Annotated in this window: 9 protein-coding genes; 2 read left to right on the forward strand and 7 right to left on the reverse strand. The window is 51.0% G+C overall.

Annotated features, from left to right (window positions below; all coding sequences use genetic code 11):
- The first annotated feature begins 550 nt into the window (after window positions 1-550).
- Window positions 551-1828, forward strand: coding sequence for an RES domain-containing protein (locus tag M0P74_11955; protein MCK9364295.1), 1278 nt, complete (start codon window positions 551-553; stop codon window positions 1826-1828).
- Between the two features lie 298 nt (window positions 1829-2126).
- The gene (locus M0P74_11960) at window positions 2127-2975 is read left to right on the forward strand and encodes a chemotaxis protein CheX (GenBank protein MCK9364296.1); all 849 of its coding nucleotides are present in this window, start codon (window positions 2127-2129) and stop codon (window positions 2973-2975) included.
- 12 nt (window positions 2976-2987) lie between these two features.
- On the opposite strand, the gene recB is transcribed toward M0P74_11960, so the two are convergent.
- The 7 genes from recB to M0P74_11995 all read right to left on the reverse strand — a co-directional run bounded on the left by recB (window position 2988) and on the right by M0P74_11995 (window position 16542).
- Complete coding sequence (gene recB / locus M0P74_11965; GenBank protein MCK9364297.1) at window positions 2988-6713, reverse strand: exodeoxyribonuclease V subunit beta; 3726 nt, start codon at window positions 6711-6713, stop codon at window positions 2988-2990.
- Window positions 6710-9991: an exodeoxyribonuclease V subunit gamma gene (gene recC, locus M0P74_11970; GenBank protein MCK9364298.1), complete on the reverse strand. Its 3282-nt coding sequence runs from the start codon at window positions 9989-9991 to the stop codon at window positions 6710-6712. Before recC ends, recB begins: the two co-directional genes overlap by 4 nt.
- A 48-nt stretch (window positions 9992-10039) precedes the next feature.
- A complete protein-coding gene (locus M0P74_11975) occupies window positions 10040-10735 on the reverse strand; it encodes an AAA family ATPase (protein ID MCK9364299.1) in 696 nt (231 codons plus the stop codon).
- Between the two features lie 66 nt (window positions 10736-10801).
- A complete protein-coding gene (fusA, locus tag M0P74_11980) occupies window positions 10802-12895 on the reverse strand; it encodes an elongation factor G (GenBank protein MCK9364300.1) in 2094 nt (697 codons plus the stop codon).
- Between the two features lie 90 nt (window positions 12896-12985).
- Complete coding sequence (locus tag M0P74_11985) at window positions 12986-14113, reverse strand: alanine--glyoxylate aminotransferase family protein (GenBank protein ID MCK9364301.1); 1128 nt, start codon at window positions 14111-14113, stop codon at window positions 12986-12988.
- A 266-nt stretch (window positions 14114-14379) separates the two neighbouring features.
- On the reverse strand, window positions 14380-15327 hold the full coding sequence (locus tag M0P74_11990) for a putative sulfate exporter family transporter (protein ID MCK9364302.1): 948 nt from the start codon (window positions 15325-15327) through the stop codon (window positions 14380-14382).
- Window positions 15328-15537: 210 nt separating this feature from the next.
- Window positions 15538-16542 carry a class II fructose-1,6-bisphosphate aldolase gene (locus M0P74_11995; protein ID MCK9364303.1) on the reverse strand — a complete coding sequence of 335 codons (1005 nt, stop codon included), beginning with the start codon at window positions 16540-16542 and terminating at the stop codon, window positions 15538-15540.
- Between the last annotated feature and the right edge of the window lie 39 nt (window positions 16543-16581).

Here is a 16581-nt window from a genome sequence, read left to right on the forward strand (position 1 = left end):
GCGGGAACAAAACGAAGAAAACCGAAGAAGAATATTTATAAATTTATTCCCAGGGAAGAAGACTCAGTTACGTCACACACCATGTTCGTCCCGCCAGCTTTAATACAATTCCAGGTCGCCACTGGCAAACTGCGACGCTCATGGATTTTGGGGCAGCCGGATTTCCGTAATTTTTGATTGGCCCAAACTAAAAGACGCAATCATACAGCTTGCGACTGCCTTCGGCCTCGATTTCAACCTGGTGGGGTTAGACCTCGACGCACTTAACGAGGCACGAAACAGCGTAGCGCATTCAGGTAAACTGGCCGCACATCCTATCGGGGCTGATAAACACTCATCGGACCTTCTCAAAAAAGGCCAGTACTGCTTGCAGCTACTCATCTTGCAGATGTTGAGATATCAGGGAACGGTGATTCATTCCCAGAATAGAATGCGATCGCTTGTAGATATCGAAAAAGCTTTGACTACGGTCAGAACCTGAGCATGGCTTTCGCTATTCTGCTGAATCATAGGTAAACAAATAGATGGCCAATATTTTCGGAGTTCAATTATGGCATGCTGCGAAAAATGTTTTGATGAAGAACACATAATACAATTTATCAAGGAATTCGAAACAAAAGACGATTGCGATTATTGCTCTGGCAAGGATGTTTATATTGCCGATCTATCGGATGTTGGTGGATTTATAAGAGAGTGTATCAGTAAGGCGTATGAGGACGTGAATAAATCTGGTCTCTACTGGGATCCTGAAGAAAAGGAAAATACAGCAGGACAATCTATTGAGGAAATCCTTATTGATGAATACACCATTTTTTCGGAAGAGAGACTCGATGCCAGTGAACAAAGGAAGCTATTGGGTGACTTACTCTCTGAGAGTGGACCCAGTTGGAGCGACCTAAAAGATGGGGATGGTGATCCCCTGGATGGCGGATCGGCTATTTTAGTGCTACGAGACGAATTTTATGGACCGGATAGCAATAAATACGAGTATTCCTGGAACGCTTTTAAACACTCCGTAAAACATCACGCCCGCTTCTTTGATCTTGGGGAGGATCAGTATAAAAGGGACCAGATTCTTGAACCGGTACTTCTGCTGCTTGATGAGCAAAGCATTCCCTTGGTTACTGGAACGACACTCTGGCGGGCACGGGCAGAAGGACAGAAACTTCCCCACACAGCCAAAGAGATACAGAATGAATTGGGTCCTCCGCCCTTGGACAAAGCTATGCACAGCCGTATGAGCCCATCTGGGATATCATACATGTATTTAAGCGATACGCCTGAGACGTGCCTCGCGGAGATAAAGCCAGATGTGGGAACGAGAACTTGGCTGGGTCAGTTTTTAACCAAGAAAGATTTAAATATTCTTGATCTAGCTGACGTTCGAGCTCAATATCCAGACAGCATCTTTAGTCCCGATTATGACCATGACAAAAATTGGGCAACAAACTTTCTGAAGAGTTTTGCCCAAGAGATATCGCGTCCGTTCAAGGAAGAGTCTAATGCGCTGGGCTATGTACCGACACAGGTATTTACAGAACTCATTAGAAGTAACGGATATGATGGTATAAAGTATAAGAGCAGTCAACGGCCCACTGGAACAAACTACACGCTATTTTGCGGACCAGTGGAGTCATATACCCCCTACGATTTACCCACCGTTACCGGCATAATCTGCTTTACTGATTGGATGCGCTTAACTTTACTCAGGACAGTCAGCATACAAGAAATAGATTACAAAGCCAAAAGTGGCCCTTTTGACAGGGAACAGAACTTTACGGAAGCTGACATGTTAGCGGAGACTGATATCCGCTCGGGTGCTTCATGAAGGGAAAGCGGCGGCTTATGCCCTTGTCACTTAAACTAAGCGTCATGCAAGTAATTATAATCATATTAACAACGGGGATTCTTATGGGTGCAAGTATATAGCCATCATTCCACCACAAATGAATAACCTTGGACTCTGGGTATTTAATTTCCCCCTGAAAATTAAGGTCCCTTTGATTGGATCAAATTGAAATAAAATTATTTTCTTTTCATCAATAGATACGTATGATAAAAACCAATCCGTTTTTAGGACGTTGGGAAAATACGGAAAAAATGACGCATAGGTTGAAATAGCCGCAATGGATGTGAACTACATAAATCCTTTTTTGCAGGGAACTCTGGATGTTCTTAAAACGATGGCTTTTATAACCGCCGTTCCGGGAAAGCCATTTGTTAAAAAAAACACAGCCGCCGCCGGTGATGTTTCGGGGATCATTGGAATAACCGGAGATGCAACCGGTTCTTTGGCACTCAGCTTCACCGAGCCATGTATTTGTGAAGTGGTCAACAGCATGCTGGGTGAAAATCATTCCGTAATCAATCCTGCGATCATCGATGCCGTGGGCGAACTAACCAACATGATTTCAGGAGCAGCCAGAAACTTAATGGAAAAAGAAGGGATAAAGGCCTTCGCAGCGATTCCGACCGTGGTCCATGGAAAGAATCATACAATCAATTCCATTTACAATGTCCCCAGCATCATCATTCCCTTTTCCACCCCCGCTGGATTGTTTTTCGTCGATGTATGCATCAAAACAACAACACAGGATGAAAGAAAAACTGCAACATATCGGGTAATAAACACAAAAACCAAGATCGATGCACCCTCCGGCGAAATTGCCGAAGAGATAAAAAAGCAAGAAGAAGAATCGGAAGTTACAGATAGAGGCGCTAAGTTGAGAGAAAAACTGAAAGAGTCTCTTTCAATGAAGAATGATATTGAAAAACAACTTTCCAACGACACCTTTATGGATCTCTCGAAAAGAAGAACATTTAAAAAAAGGGCTGCCGATCTCGAGGTCGTAATCCACCGTTTGAAACTCGATATTTCAACATGGGAGATGCTCTCCAAGATGGCTCCCGCCGAAATTGACAACCAGAAAATCACCAATAATTACCAAAATTATCCCACGAATAAGCCAAAGTAACGCGTGACGTAACTATTCAGGCGGTCCCATTAACTCACGGCTGAGAAAAAATAGACTATCCGGTGCGGGAAGGTCGTAATATACGCCGTATTCTCCTCCCCAGGCAGGGTTCATCCCCCGCAGAAAAAGGTAGAAAACCCCTCCGAAATGGCGGCGATAGTCGTAGTCGGGCTGCCGCAGCTTCAGATATGCGTGCAGCGCCAGCAGATAGATGTAGTATTGCAGCATGTATTTATGCTCGGCCATGGCCGCGGGAAGTTTGTCGCGCCTGTAATCAAGTCGGCTTTTGCCGAGAAAATTGGATTTCCAGTCCACCAGAAACCAACGCCCCTTCCAGTTAAAAACCATATCCATAAACCCCTTCATGAATCCGCGCAGAGGTTCAAACTGGATGCGCCTCAGTGAGTAAATAAAATCATCAGGCCGGGGGTTTTCTGCAAAAACTCCGCTTTCGCTGAAGATATCCCTCAGCCTGTCCTGGGAAAGATTCTTCAGCGGAAAGTAGAATTCGAGTTCGTTCAGACGCTGTTTAGTCCCAATTTCGGATAAGCTGATAATCTCCTGTTTTTCAGCCTGTTTGTTTCTGTCACTGCCCGTCCCTGCGATAAGTTCTCCAGGCGCCTCCCCGTCCGGGATGTCCGGAAAGCGACGGTTAATGTTCATAATAATCAAGGGGTGGTGGATAACCCGGTCGATCATTTCCAGAACAGTACCCTGCAACCCGGGATTAAAACCATTTTCGCGCAGTTTTACGACAACCGCATCCGGGAGGACGGGCTCAGGACGTTTGGTGAAATCGCATTGTTCAAGTATTTCGTGGAGAAGAACACCGGAGCGGCTGCCGGGGGGAAAATTAAGGATCGGATCATCTTCGTCTATCTTCTCTTCCCGTTCCGGAAACGATACCTGGGGATTGTCCATAGCGTCGCGATCGGGATACTCGCCGGCCTGTCCCCCTCCTCCGGCAAGATAGGAAAAACTGGCCACCCGCCAGGAACGGTCGATCACCCCGTCAAACTCCCGGCATACAGGCGCTGCGGCGGCAGACGAACGCGGCAAAGCGGTTATTCCCTCGCAATCCGGCAGCGGCAAGAGTTCTATCGCCCCTTGCGACGCGGCGACTATCTCCTGCATACGGGCGCGAACAGAATCACCGGAGAGACCATGATAATTTTTTGCCGCAGCCGTTACAATATCCTCCTCTTCCCCATCTTCTTCGCCATGTAAAAGATAAGCGGGCGCGGATGTTCCCGCTTTGTTGATCCATCCCCAGACAAAGGTGCAACTATTTACAGCCCTCGTCAGGGCTACGTAGAAGAGGCGTATTTCTTCGGCAAGCAGCTCTTTCCTGGTCTGCCGCAGATGGGCGGGATATTCGTCAGAGCCCAGATCGCAGACCTGCCCGCTTGCTCGCTCATGATAGAAAAGCGGCGCTTCCGGTTCTCTGAATCCCCCCCAGAGAAAGGGACAAAAAACAATCGGGTATTGCAGCCCCTTACTCTTGTGAATCGTCACGATCTCCACCGCGGCGCTGTCGGTCTCCAGACGAAGCTGATGTTCCTCCCCTGCCGGATTGTCCATCTTCCGGGCAAACCATTGGAGAAGAAGATCCAAGGTCATATTTTTCTCTTCCGCCTCTTTTTGCAGCGCCTCGGCCAGGTGCAGGAGGTTTGTCAAACGACGTTCTCCCCCGGCAAACGAAAGCAGCCGCTCCCTTACGCCCTCCCGATCGATAAAAAATCGGAACATCCTCAATAATCCGGCGTTCTCCGATAATTCGTGATAACGTTGGAATTTCTGATGCCAATCTTCCCATAGGACTTCATCCGCCTTAAGGGCGTTCAGCGCCTGGAGATCACACCCAATCATATCGGCTGCCAGCGCTGCCAGCATAAGATCATCCCGATCCGGAAAACGGACGGCTAACAGAAACCGCTCCATTTCCGCCGCCTCATGCGACGAAAAAATGCTTTCTGCACTATGCAGAACGGCCGGTATTTTCAGCTCGGCAAGGGCATCCCGGCAGAGGATCGCCTCCTGGTTTGTACGAACAAGGATCGCAATATCCTCTGCCTGCACCCTCCGCTTGCCGATGGTCGCCTTTCCCGCTCTGCCGGAAACAATGAGTCTTGCAATTTCAGCGGCGAGAGCCCTGGCGATCCGGGGTCGGGCAACGCCCCGGGACAGAGGTTTTCCATCTCCAGCATCTATTAACCAACACATCATAGGTGGTTCATAGATGCCATTAATAATTAATTTATTTATAAAACAATCACTTCCGGAAGAGGCATCCCGATACTCGATCTCCGGAAAAACGAACGGCGCCGTTCGCATGGAAAAGAGCGTGTTTACGGCCTTGATCAGAGTGGGTTCGGAGCGCCAGTTGGCTGTGAGGGTATAAACAGAATCCACCTCTCGGCCCGCTGCCAGATAGGCAAAAATATCCGCGCCGCGAAAGCTGTAAATAGCCTGTTTGGGATCGCCAATCAGAAAAAGGATGTTCCCGGCATCGCGAAAGACCTCTGAAAAGATTGCGTATTGAACCGGGTCGGTATCCTGAAACTCGTCAATCAGCGCGGCTCTGTACTGTTTGCGGAGAGCCGCCGTCAAATGTTTCCCCCCATTTCGGAAAAGGGCATGCCGGAGGCGGAGGAGTAAATCGTCAAAATACTGAACATTGTGGTCCTGTTTTTTCAGCGGCAGCTCTTTTGTCAGCGTCAGCAGCAATTCCCTCTTTACATAAAGCAGACGTTTCTCCAGAATTTCCTGCAATTTTCCGGAAAGAAACAATATTTGCTGGCACAGCTCAAAAAATGGATGTTCCGGAGGGGTTGTCCCCTTGCGTACCGCCGAAGCGATAAAGGCGGCGGAAAATTTCTTGAAAAAGTCGCAGGGAAAAAGCGACGGCGCCCCCGGAGAAAGAAAAATATCCATTTCCGAGATCAGCGCTGCAACCCTTTCGCCATAAATATTTTTTTTCAACGCCGGATTCATAAGAAGTTTTGCCGACTCTCCGCGAAAGGAAGGCCACTGATCGCGCAGCTCGGACAGCCTCTGTTTCAAATCGGCGACTATAGATTCCTGCCTTTCCTGAACGGGCGGCTCCGTTTCCGGAAGTATTAGCAAATCTTCGGAAATGTGACTGTTTCGAGAAAATTTAAGCAGGCTGCTCGGATCGATTTTACGATTCAGCGCATAGGCTGCAAATTCCTGAGAGGTTTCGTAGAAATTCCTCCTCCAGAAATCCTCTACTACCTCTTCCCTGAGCTTGAGGTCATCGGTTATCAGCTCCGTATCAAAAAGCTCGCCGCTCGCGAAGGCATTTTCCTGCAACACCCTTCGGCAAAAGCTGTGGATCGTGTAAATTGCCGCCTCGTCGAAATCGGCAAGCGCCCTGGTCAACCGTTCAACCGCCCTTGCTCGTTCTTCGGCTTTTGCCAATTTTTGGGAAAGCCCGGCAAGAAAACCGTCCGCTCCCGTGTCGTTTTTCAATATTCTGAGCGCTGCGCTTATGACCTTGCGGATTCTATCGGTAAGTTCGTTAGTCGCGGCAACGGTGTATGTGACAACAAGGATTTCTTTTACCGATAAGCCCGCCTCTATCAAAAGGCGTAGGTAAATTACTGTTATGGCATGTGTCTTTCCTGTTCCAGCTCCGGCTTCAATAAGGTTCGCACCCCGTAAGGGGGCGTTGAGGGGGTCAAACTCCCCCCTAAAAAAAAACTTATTGTCTTTCATCTTTCCAGCCTCTTTTTGCAGGCAAGAAGCGGCTGGAAAACCATGAGCGCCGTTTCCTGAAACGCACCGTCCCTGAAAGGCGGTTCATCGCCGAAGCATCGCTGGCAATAGGGGTCGTTAATCTCCCCATAGGCATATTCTTTGTCCGCCCAGGTTGTCATCGCCCGCCTCAGGGCCTCCTCTTCACTTTTTCCTCCGTACATGGCCTCGGCATAGCTAAGAGACGTCTCCGGGAAAAAAGGCAGCGGCCGACGCAGGCCGGCGGAGTACAGACCGAGGAGTTCTTCCAGTAGAGCCGCCGCATTTTCAGGCCGTGCAAAAACCCATCCCCCCTCTCGCCCGAAAAACAGCGCTGGCAGTGAGAATCCCTCCTCTGCAACGGAGATAAGCAACAGCTCAATCCAGATTCCGAGTAAATCCCGGGCGCGAATTTTACCAAACCGGTACTTCAGAAGACCAGATTCGGTCAGATATTTTAACCTTCCGGTCACGCGCAGTCCGGCGATCGCCAGATCAACGTCAACAATCATTTTTTGAACATTAATTTTCGATTTCTTCCCCCAGTCGGGAATGGTTTTCAATAATTCTACTAATTCGCTTACCTCGCCGGCCAAGGATTCATATTCACAGAACCCGACGGTTCCGTGAGGAAGACTCCCCGCAGCCGTCAAGACGGGATAAAGTTCCTGTAGGTCTCCTCCTTGAACGGCATACGCCAGCATAGTTTCCGCCGTCTGGAATCCTGCAAGCCCGCCAATGCGGAACAGCTCTTTTTCGGGAAGGATTTCATACCCGTTTTCGAAGGTAAGGCCAATCCTCTTTTTCAGCAGATATCGTGACGGATTGCTGAAAAATGACTGCAAATTGGCAATGCCGACTTCCCGCCAACCCACCTCCGGTTCGGGGAGCGGGTCGGTAAAAAACTCCTTCTTTAACCGGCACTCCTGAAATCGCAGATTAATGTCCATAATAAGCGCCCGGGCCGCTCTCAGATTTTCACGGGAATAGCTGAACAGTTTTGAGTTATTAGAGAAATATTCGGGATGAAATGCCTGCAAATGGTGCAATGTAAACAGTTGTTCCCGCAGTGTCCCCGCCTCAGCGCTGAATCCCTCCTCCAGACAGTCGAGCAGCTCCGATACCACCCCGGACGGGGGAATGACGCTGTTGTCTTCGCTGCTGAGCCCGGTATAACTTATGTAAAATGTTTTACGGGCGGACAGCAGCGCTTCCAAAAACAGGTAGCGATCCTCGTCCCTTTGCGAGGGGTCCCCCGGTCGCGGTTTTTTGGCCATCAGATCGAAATCAACGGCGGCAGAGCGCCGGGGAAAATCGCCATTGTTCATCCCGAGCAGACAGACAATCCGAAAAGGAATACTCCGCATCGGGAGCATCGAGCAGAATGTAACCCCGCCCCGCAGATATCCGTAAGGATGAATCGTTTTCTGGAGATAATTCTGAAAAAGAGCTTTTGCCGTTAAAAATTCAACATTCCCAGTGAACATGGCCCTGTTTTCCATGGCCCCTGTCTCTTCGACTTGTTTGCGCAAAAGGTGAAGGTCTTCTTCGTCGTCCTGGCCGCCGGATGATTCAAAAAGTGAGTTGATCATTGACAAGAAACAAAGCGCCCACGCTTTAAGGGAACGGGGCGCCATAAGGGTCTTGCGAAGCGAGATTATTGTTTCAACAAAGGAAATTAATCGTCCCAGGATTTCCCCGTCGCTGCCTTCGATGTCTCCATACGGCACAATTCCGGCAAACATGCCCGCATCGCCAGGCAATGCATACCCTAACAGCAGACGCTCCAGCCCCATTTGCCAGGTGTTTTCACTGGTAGCAGGCAGACCGGACATTTTGCGATCGAGAGCGTCCGTCCCCCAACGGATTCCCGATTCCACTGCCCAGCGGCGCATCAGCTCCACCTCTTGCTCTCCCAATTCAAAGCGTCTTCTTACGGGAGGAAAATCGAGCAGTGCCATAACATCGGCAAGGACAAAGCGGCCCTTCAGAAGCTCCAGGACGGCAAGCAGCGCCCGAACAAAGGGGTTGCCCCTGGTCAGTCCCCGGTCAGCAATACTGAAGGGAATCTCCCTGCCTCCAAAAACCGCCTCAATAAACGACCCGTATGCTTCTATCCGGGGCGACATGACAACGACATCCGTCGGCAAAAGCCCCGGTTCTTGGGAAAATATTTCCAGGAGCTGATCGTAAAGCACCTCTACTTCCCGCAGGGGACTATGGCAGGAATGGATTTGGATTGATTTGTCGCACGAAGACAGCATAACTGCGGGGGCGTCGGCGCCGCGATCACGCAGATTCAGGATGTCCGACTGAACGATCTCTAAAAGCGCATTTTCCCCGGGATCAGAAAATTTATCTGTAATATCGAAGGAAAACTGGAGAAGCTGCGCATAAAAATCCCGACCGCAACGGCCAAAAGAGGAAAGCAGTTTGTTCCCCCGCTGCAGGTAGAGATCATCGCTGGTGGCTGTTTTCCAGGACGTATTTTCCCGCACCCGCTTTACCATCATCCCCATCTCCCGTTCCGAACGTATATCCGTCCAAAACTCCCGGCTGGGGTTCAAAAAAAATCCATTTATCTGAATTGCCCGGGAAAGAAGCTTAAAGATGTCCAGATAGAGGGGGGGCAGATTGGAGATGCCGAATATCGAGATCCTCTCAGGAAGAAGCGAACGCACCGTCTGCTGGTTTAGTTGACTGGCAATGGTGGAGCGCAGGCCGCCGATATGCTCAGCCCGGCAGGAGGCGCGGATTTTTCTCCACATATCTGCCTGCCACCGTTCTTCGCCTGTTGAGCTGTCGCCCTTTTCCCAGGCGGCTATGGTCTCCGGACGATAGACCAGATAACGATCATAAACCATGGCCAGCATTGCAGAGAACTGGTATGCCCGCAAACCGCCGGAATCATCGGCAAGGTAGTTCCGGATTTCGAGATAGAGGGGATCACTCAGACAGGGCGGCAGGGCCTCCATAATTCGCCATGTCAGGATATCGGGTTCGTACTCGTCGCCGATCGAGATCCCGGCGAGCTTAACCCCGCTTTCGTAAAGAAAAGCACGGGGAAAGGGAAATCGGACATTCGCAGAGACGCCGTTTCTCTCTGCCAAACGCATCGAAACCCAGTGTTGCATCCCCTTGTTATGTACAACGACAATCTCGCTTTGGAGGGGATTTAAAAGGGGAGTATGCATGACATCGGCAAGCACATCCGCGAGCGTTTCAAGCCTGTTTCCCCAATAAATGTTGAAACCGCCCATGAATATCTGCCCCCGATGCCACAGAAAACTTCAGCTTGTCCTTCCGGCTTAAAACTTTTCCTTGATCAGCATTGTAGTCGGATCGAGCAACGCCGATTCGCTAACGGCGCCGCTTCCCCGCAGAACCTTTATATGAACGTCGGCATGTTCATGCCGAAGCTCCATGATGATTTCAAACAATTCTGCAAACGGGGCAAAGGAGGAGGGCAAACTATCCGCGACCGGCTCTTCATGACGGTGGGTCTGAACGGTGAACCATGCCTGCATCCCGCGTTTTTCCGCCAGTTTTTTTAGTTCTTTGATATCCGAAATTCTCGAATCTTCGAAGTTCAGACCGTCAATGATCATGATGGAGGGAGAAAATATCCCCTGCTCGGAGAGATCGTTCAGTCGTTCCTCCAATTTAGGAACGCTGAAACCCTCGACACGGAAGGTCATGATAAAGCGATTGGGCAGCAGAGACTCTAAAAAAGCGGCTTTATTGACCCTTTCGTCACCGGCGGCAAGGAGACGGAAAAGCTCATTATACCAAATATTTACCTTGTCAACTGGATCGTTGAGGCTGATATGGAGAACCTTTTTTTCATTGAGCAGCCCGCTTAAGGCCAGTTGCACCAGAAAGGCTGTTTTGCCTACCCCGGCGCGGGCCAGAACCGCACCGAAACCACCTTTGGGAAGGATTTCTTCTGACTCAAAACCGAGTTGACGCATGGTGTTGCGAAGGATCATTTCCTGTTTAATCATGGCGTGACTCCTGTCTTTGAATTCAAAAATACGTTATCATTATTGTTTATATCCACACCCCTGACTTCATGCCTCGCTTTTTTTCTTCTGGGCAAATTCCTCGGCGAGTTTTTCCGCGACTGACTGCGGAACCTGCCGGTAGATGGAAAATTCCATCGTAAACTGCGCCTTTCCCTGAGTCGAAGAGCGCAACACCGTGGAGAATCCAAACATTTCGGAAAGGGGCACCTGAGATTCGACCACCGTCATTACCCCCTCGTCCTGGGCGCCTACGATCATCCCGCGCCGCTGATTGAGCAGGCCCATGACAGAACCCTGAAACTCCGTCGGCGTTTCGACGACAACCTTCATGATCGGCTCCTGAATTACCGCTTTTGCCCTTGCATACCCCTCGCGGAAGGCGCCGCGGGCGGCAGCCTGAAAGGCCATTTCCGACGAGTCAACCGCATGGTAAGCCCCATCGTTGATGACGACCCTGACGCCGGTCACCGGAAACTCCATCTTCGGCCCCTTGGCCATCGAAAGCTGAAAGCCCTTTTCGCAAGCGGGAATAAAATTGGTCGGGATCAAACCGCCCTTGATCTGATTGTCGAAGATGAAATCCTCGTCGCCCTCGGTTATCGGCTCCATATAGCCGGCAACCCGCCCGTACTGGCCGGAGCCGCCGGTCTGCTTCTTGTGCGTATAATTGAATTCGCCCCGCTGGGTTATCGTCTCGCGATACGCGACGCGCGGCTTGCTTGTTTCGACTTCCGCATCGTACTCCCTTTTCATCCGCTCAACGTATATTTCCAGATGCAGCTCGCCCATCCCCTCAATGATCGTTTCCAGCGTTTCCTCGTCCACATGGGCGTGAAACGTCGGGTCTTCCTTGGTAAAGCGGTTGAGCGCCTTGGACATGTTTATCTGCGCCTTGTTGTCCTTCGGAACAATGGCCAGCGAAATAACCGGTTTGGGAACAAACATCGAGGTCATCGTCAGGTTGAGTCCAGGAGCAACAAACGTATCTCCGGAGGAACACTCGATTCCAAAAAGCGCCCCGATAACCCCGGCAGAGACTGACTCCATGTCTTCCATCTGATCGGCATGCATCCGCACAACGCGCCCCACCTTGGTCTTTTTACCGGTGCGCGTGTTGACAATGGTCGCGCCCTTTTCCAGGATGCCCTGATAAACGCGGATATAGGTAAGCTGCCCGTAATGTCCCTCTTCCAGTTTGAACGCCAGGGCAACAATCGGCTTTGTCGGATCAGAGTCAAGAACAACCGGCGCCTCATCGTGATTCAGATCAAGGGCGGTGTTCACTACCTCGTCCGGAGAGGGCAGATAGTTGATAACTGCGTCTAAAAGCGGCTGAACGGCCTTATTTTTGTAGGCAGAGCCGATGAAAACCGGGGTCATTTTTCTTGTCAGGGCGCCTCTGCGGACGGCCTTGGCAATCATTTCCTCAGTAACCTCGGTTTCCCCGAGAATCGCCTCGGTAAGTTCGTCAGAAAAAAGCGAAGCGGCATCAATCAGTTCTTCGCGCTTGCTGCGAGCGGCCGCCAGAAGTTCGGAAGGAACCTCTTCAACACGGATAATCTCTCCGTTGGCGCCGTCAAAATAAAGCGCCTTCATGGACAGCAAATCGACAACTCCCTGGAAATTGGCTTCCAAACCTATCGGTATCTGCATTGCCACTGCGTTGTGACCCAGTTTGGAGCGAAGCTGCGAAACAACCCGCTCCGGATTGGCGCCGCTGCGGTCGCATTTGTTGATAAAGGCAATACAAGGAACATTGTACCTCTTCATCTGCATGTCAACGGTAATGGACTGGGACTGAACGCCGCCGACAGAACAGAGCACAAGCACCGCGCCGTCCAGTACGCGCAGCGAGCGCTCCACTTCAATGGTAAAATCCACATGCCCGGGGGTGTCGATGATATTTATCTCATAATCCTTCCATTGGCAGAAGGTAGCTGCTGAGGCGATGGTAATGCCCCGTTCCTTCTCCAGCTCCATCGAATCCATGGTGGCGCCGACACCGTCCTTGCCTTTGACGTCGTGAATGGCATGGATCCTTTTGGTGTAAAACAGAATCCGTTCCGTCAGTGTCGTTTTTCCCGAATCAATGTGCGCGCTAATCCCGATGTTTCTAATTTTCTCTATCATGGTGCTCATACCACTTCCTTTATAAAAAATCGGTTGGAAAACCGTTTGCTGCTTAATAAAATTTCTTTATTTACAATATAATTAGAGGGTTTACAGAAATCACGTTTTGTCATGGAGAATTTCCCGCAGGGCCTCGCACAGGAGTGTAACGTTTTCCCTGCGACTGGAGAATCCCATAAGGCCGACCCGCCATATCTTACCCTTAAGAGGCCCAAACCCGCCCGCTATATCAATATTATAGGCTTCGCGAAGCTTTGTCCGCACAGCCGCGTCGTCAACCCCTTCGGGAACAAGAATCGTAGTCAGGGAGGGAAGACGGTTCTCTTTTTTGACCAGACACTGAACCCCGATACTGTCCATTTTTTCAAAGAGATATTCCGCAATCCTCCGGTGACGCGCCCAGCGATGCTCCAGCCCCTCTTCCAGCACCAGCCGCAGACCTTCGCGAAATCCGTAGTGGAGGGTGGTCGAGGGGGTATGATGATAAACCCTCTCCTTGCTCCAGTATTTTTCAATTTTAGTCAGATCGAGGTACCAGTTCGGCACCGGGGATTTCCTATCATGCAAAACGGCGGCAGCCCTGTCGCTTACGGTAAACGGGGAAAGGCCGGGAGGACAGCCGAGACACTTCTGGGAGGCGCTGAAGGCGATATCAATTCCCCAAGCATCAATGGAAAGGGGAACGCCACTCAAAGATGTTACGCAATCGACAAGGAAAAGCGCTCCGTGCCGATGGACTATCTCGCCGATTCCTTGAAGCGGCTGCAAGGCGCCGGTCGAGGTTTCCGCATGAATCAAGGCCAATATCTTGGCGTTGCCGTTTTCCTGAAGCGCGGTCTCAACCTCTTCCGGCGTGAATACCTCACCCCACGGTTTTTCGATCCGGATCACATTGGCTCCGTAAATCTTTGCCATCTCGCACATTCGATCGCTGAAATAGCCATTGCAGAGGATCATAACCGTATCGCCCGGCTCTACAAAATTGCAGTACGCGGTTTCCATGCCGGCGCTTCCCGTACCCGTCATCGGAAGGGTCAGGGTGTTTTCGGTCTGAAAAACCTTCCTGAGCAACTGCTGCTCCTCGTCCATCAATGCCAGCCAGGCCGGATCGAGATAGCCGACAAGCGGGGCGCTCATCGTCCGCAATACGCGGGGATGAACCGCACTGGGACCGGGGCCAAGAAGCAGACGATGCGGAACGTTCAAATCGCTGACTACAGATTCCATATCAATCCTCCCAAAAAGTTAGTTAAACAAAACGCCGCGGCAAATCCATTGTCGCGGCATAAACAACATATTACGAACGGCTGGGAATTACAATTTATGGGCCGAGATGTCAAGGAAAATTAGCTGATTTTACTCACGACTATTGACCGCAACCTTTATGAACATTAATCTTCGATTTCCCTGCGCGAGGTTTGAGAGAATGTTGAGTTCCAGTGTCGGCGAGGCAGGGAAATAATGGTGTCAAACCTACACTTTTTGAATATTTTTTATGCCGCGCCCCCCATTATGGTCAGCCAGCCAAATCGGATCATCGCAAAAGAAGTGAGCGACACGATCAGCCATAGCGTGATCGCCATGATGAGCGGTCGTACGCCCAGCGTCCGGAGATCTTTAACTGTCAGACCGGCGCCGATAAGAAAGAGTGTCGACACCATGAGCCGCTTTCCGCCAAACGCAAACAGGTCGAACAGCCATGCACCGTCCGGCAGCCACGCACGCGCAGTCGCCGCCGCCAGGAATCCGAAAAGGAACCACTGGATAGTCGTCTTGGAGGCGCTGCGATGCAGACGCGCGCTTGCAAACGAAAGTGGCAGAATCCAAAGTGCGCGCGTCAATTTAACGGTCGTGGCTATGGCTAGTGCTGTTGTACCATAGAGAGTTGCCGCGCCGACCACGCTGCTCGTGTCATGAATTGCCAGTGCCGCCCACAGACCGAAAGCTTGTTCTGTCATCCCCAGAGCGTGTCCGATGCCGGGGAAGATCAGCAGACCTGCCGCATTGAGGATAAACACAACCGCCAGAGCGATGGCAGTCTGCGCCGGCGTCGCGCCTATGGTCGGGGCAATAGCGGCAATGGCGCTACCGCCGCAGATGGCTGTGCCGCTCCCTATAAGCGTCGTCACTTTCGGATCGACCGCTAAAAGTCTGCCGAGAGCCCAGCCCACCAGCATGGTGAGGGAAATGCTGATAAACGTTATGCCGATGGAACTGTAACCAACGCGCAGCACCACATCCAAACGCAGGCCGAACCCAAGCAGGATAACGGCCCCCTGCAGGAGGTATTTACCCGCCTTACCGGTAAAGCCGCGCGCTCCGTTCCCCAAAGCAAGCGCACACGCTATCCCAAGCAAAAGCCCCATCGCGGGCGACGCGAAAAAAAATGGGGCCGCCAGCGCCCCAATCGCCCACAACGCGGGAAGCTGCCAGTCCTGCAAGAATCTTCTCATTGGTGTCAAACCTACACTTTTTATATTTTCTGTCCTCTTTTGACTTTAAATCTGCTTAACTAACTCTTCATTACCTGGTCTTTTTCTGGAGATTAAATGTGGAATTGTACTTATGGCAGACCGCCTCCACACTGCGCACCCGTTTCTTCCGAACCATCTCGCTGAGTACGCGGCTATTTTCAACCCAGGGTAAAATAGCTATCTTTTCGAAGCGGCGAGGATCTCTACGGCCCGGTCAGCACTACCCAGCACCTCGCGATTCTTGCGCATGTACATCTCGCGAAGCGCTTCGCGTGCCGGTCCGAGATATTTCCGCGGATCAAATTCCGAAGGCTTCAGTGCAAAAATTTCGCGGATTTTCGCTGTCATGACCAGCCTGCCGTCAGAGTCGATATTGATCTTGCAGACCGACGAGCGGGCCGCCTGGCGAAGCTGATCCTCGGGGATACCGATGGAGTCCTTTATTTTGCCGCCATATTTATTGATCGTCTCAACGGCATCCTGTGGCACTGATGAGGAACCGTGCAGGACGATCGGAAATCCGGGAATGCGCCTTTCTATCTCATGGAGTATGTCGAGACGGATTTTGGGATTCTGTCCCGGCTTGAATTTGTAGGCGCCGTGTGAGGTGCCGATCGCGATCGCCAGCGAATCAACTCCTGTGCGGGAAAGGAAATCCTGGACATCCTCCGGACGAGTATAGGTGTGGGTCTCGGAGGAGACATCGTCCTCGACACCGGCCAGGATCCCGATCTCGCCTTCAACGGTGATATCGTGCTGATGGGCATATTCGACAACCTTGCGGGTCAGCTCCGCATTTTCCGCATGCGGCAGGTGGGAGCCGTCAATCATGACCGACGAAAAGCCGGATTCGATGCAGGAGATGCATGTTGCCAGCGAATCGCCATGATCCAGATGGAGCGCAATCGGAATCTCGCCAAGGTTTCGGTCTTTTGCCTCTCGTTTCATCATCTCGACAGCCCCCTGGGCCATGTAGCTCAAAAGCGTCCGGTCGGCGTAATCCCTGGCTCCTTTGGAAACCTGAATAATGACAGGAGACTGAGTTTCAAGGCAGGCCATCACAATCGCCTGCAATTGCTCCATATTGTTGAAATTATAGGCGGGAACGGCAAACTCGTCTTTTACTGCCACGGCAAACATCTCTTTTGTGTTCACAAAGCCCAGGGTTTTGTAATCGATCATGACATTCCTCCTTCGTAAAAAAGATTAGAAAAAAGACGA

The sequence above is a fragment of the Syntrophales bacterium genome (genome assembly GCA_023229765.1).
Classification (GTDB): Bacteria; Desulfobacterota; Syntrophia; order Syntrophales; family UBA5619; genus DYTH01.

Excerpts from the sequence above, each read along its gene's own strand:
- M0P74_11955 (MCK9364295.1), top strand. The coding sequence starts at position 551 with ATGGCATGCTGCGAAAAATGTTTTGATGAAGAACACATAATACAATTT.
- M0P74_11960 (MCK9364296.1), top strand. The coding sequence starts at position 2,127 with ATGGATGTGAACTACATAAATCCTTTTTTGCAGGGAACTCTGGATGTT.
- recB (MCK9364297.1), bottom strand. The coding sequence starts at position 6,713 with ATGAAAGACAATAAGTTTTTTTTTAGGGGGGAGTTTGACCCCCTCAAC.
- recC (MCK9364298.1), bottom strand. The coding sequence starts at position 9,991 with ATGGGCGGTTTCAACATTTATTGGGGAAACAGGCTTGAAACGCTCGCG.
- M0P74_11975 (MCK9364299.1), bottom strand. The coding sequence starts at position 10,735 with ATGATTAAACAGGAAATGATCCTTCGCAACACCATGCGTCAACTCGGT.
- fusA (MCK9364300.1), bottom strand. The coding sequence starts at position 12,895 with ATGAGCACCATGATAGAGAAAATTAGAAACATCGGGATTAGCGCGCAC.
- M0P74_11985 (MCK9364301.1), bottom strand. The coding sequence starts at position 14,113 with ATGGAATCTGTAGTCAGCGATTTGAACGTTCCGCATCGTCTGCTTCTT.
- M0P74_11995 (MCK9364303.1), bottom strand. The coding sequence starts at position 16,542 with ATGATCGATTACAAAACCCTGGGCTTTGTGAACACAAAAGAGATGTTT.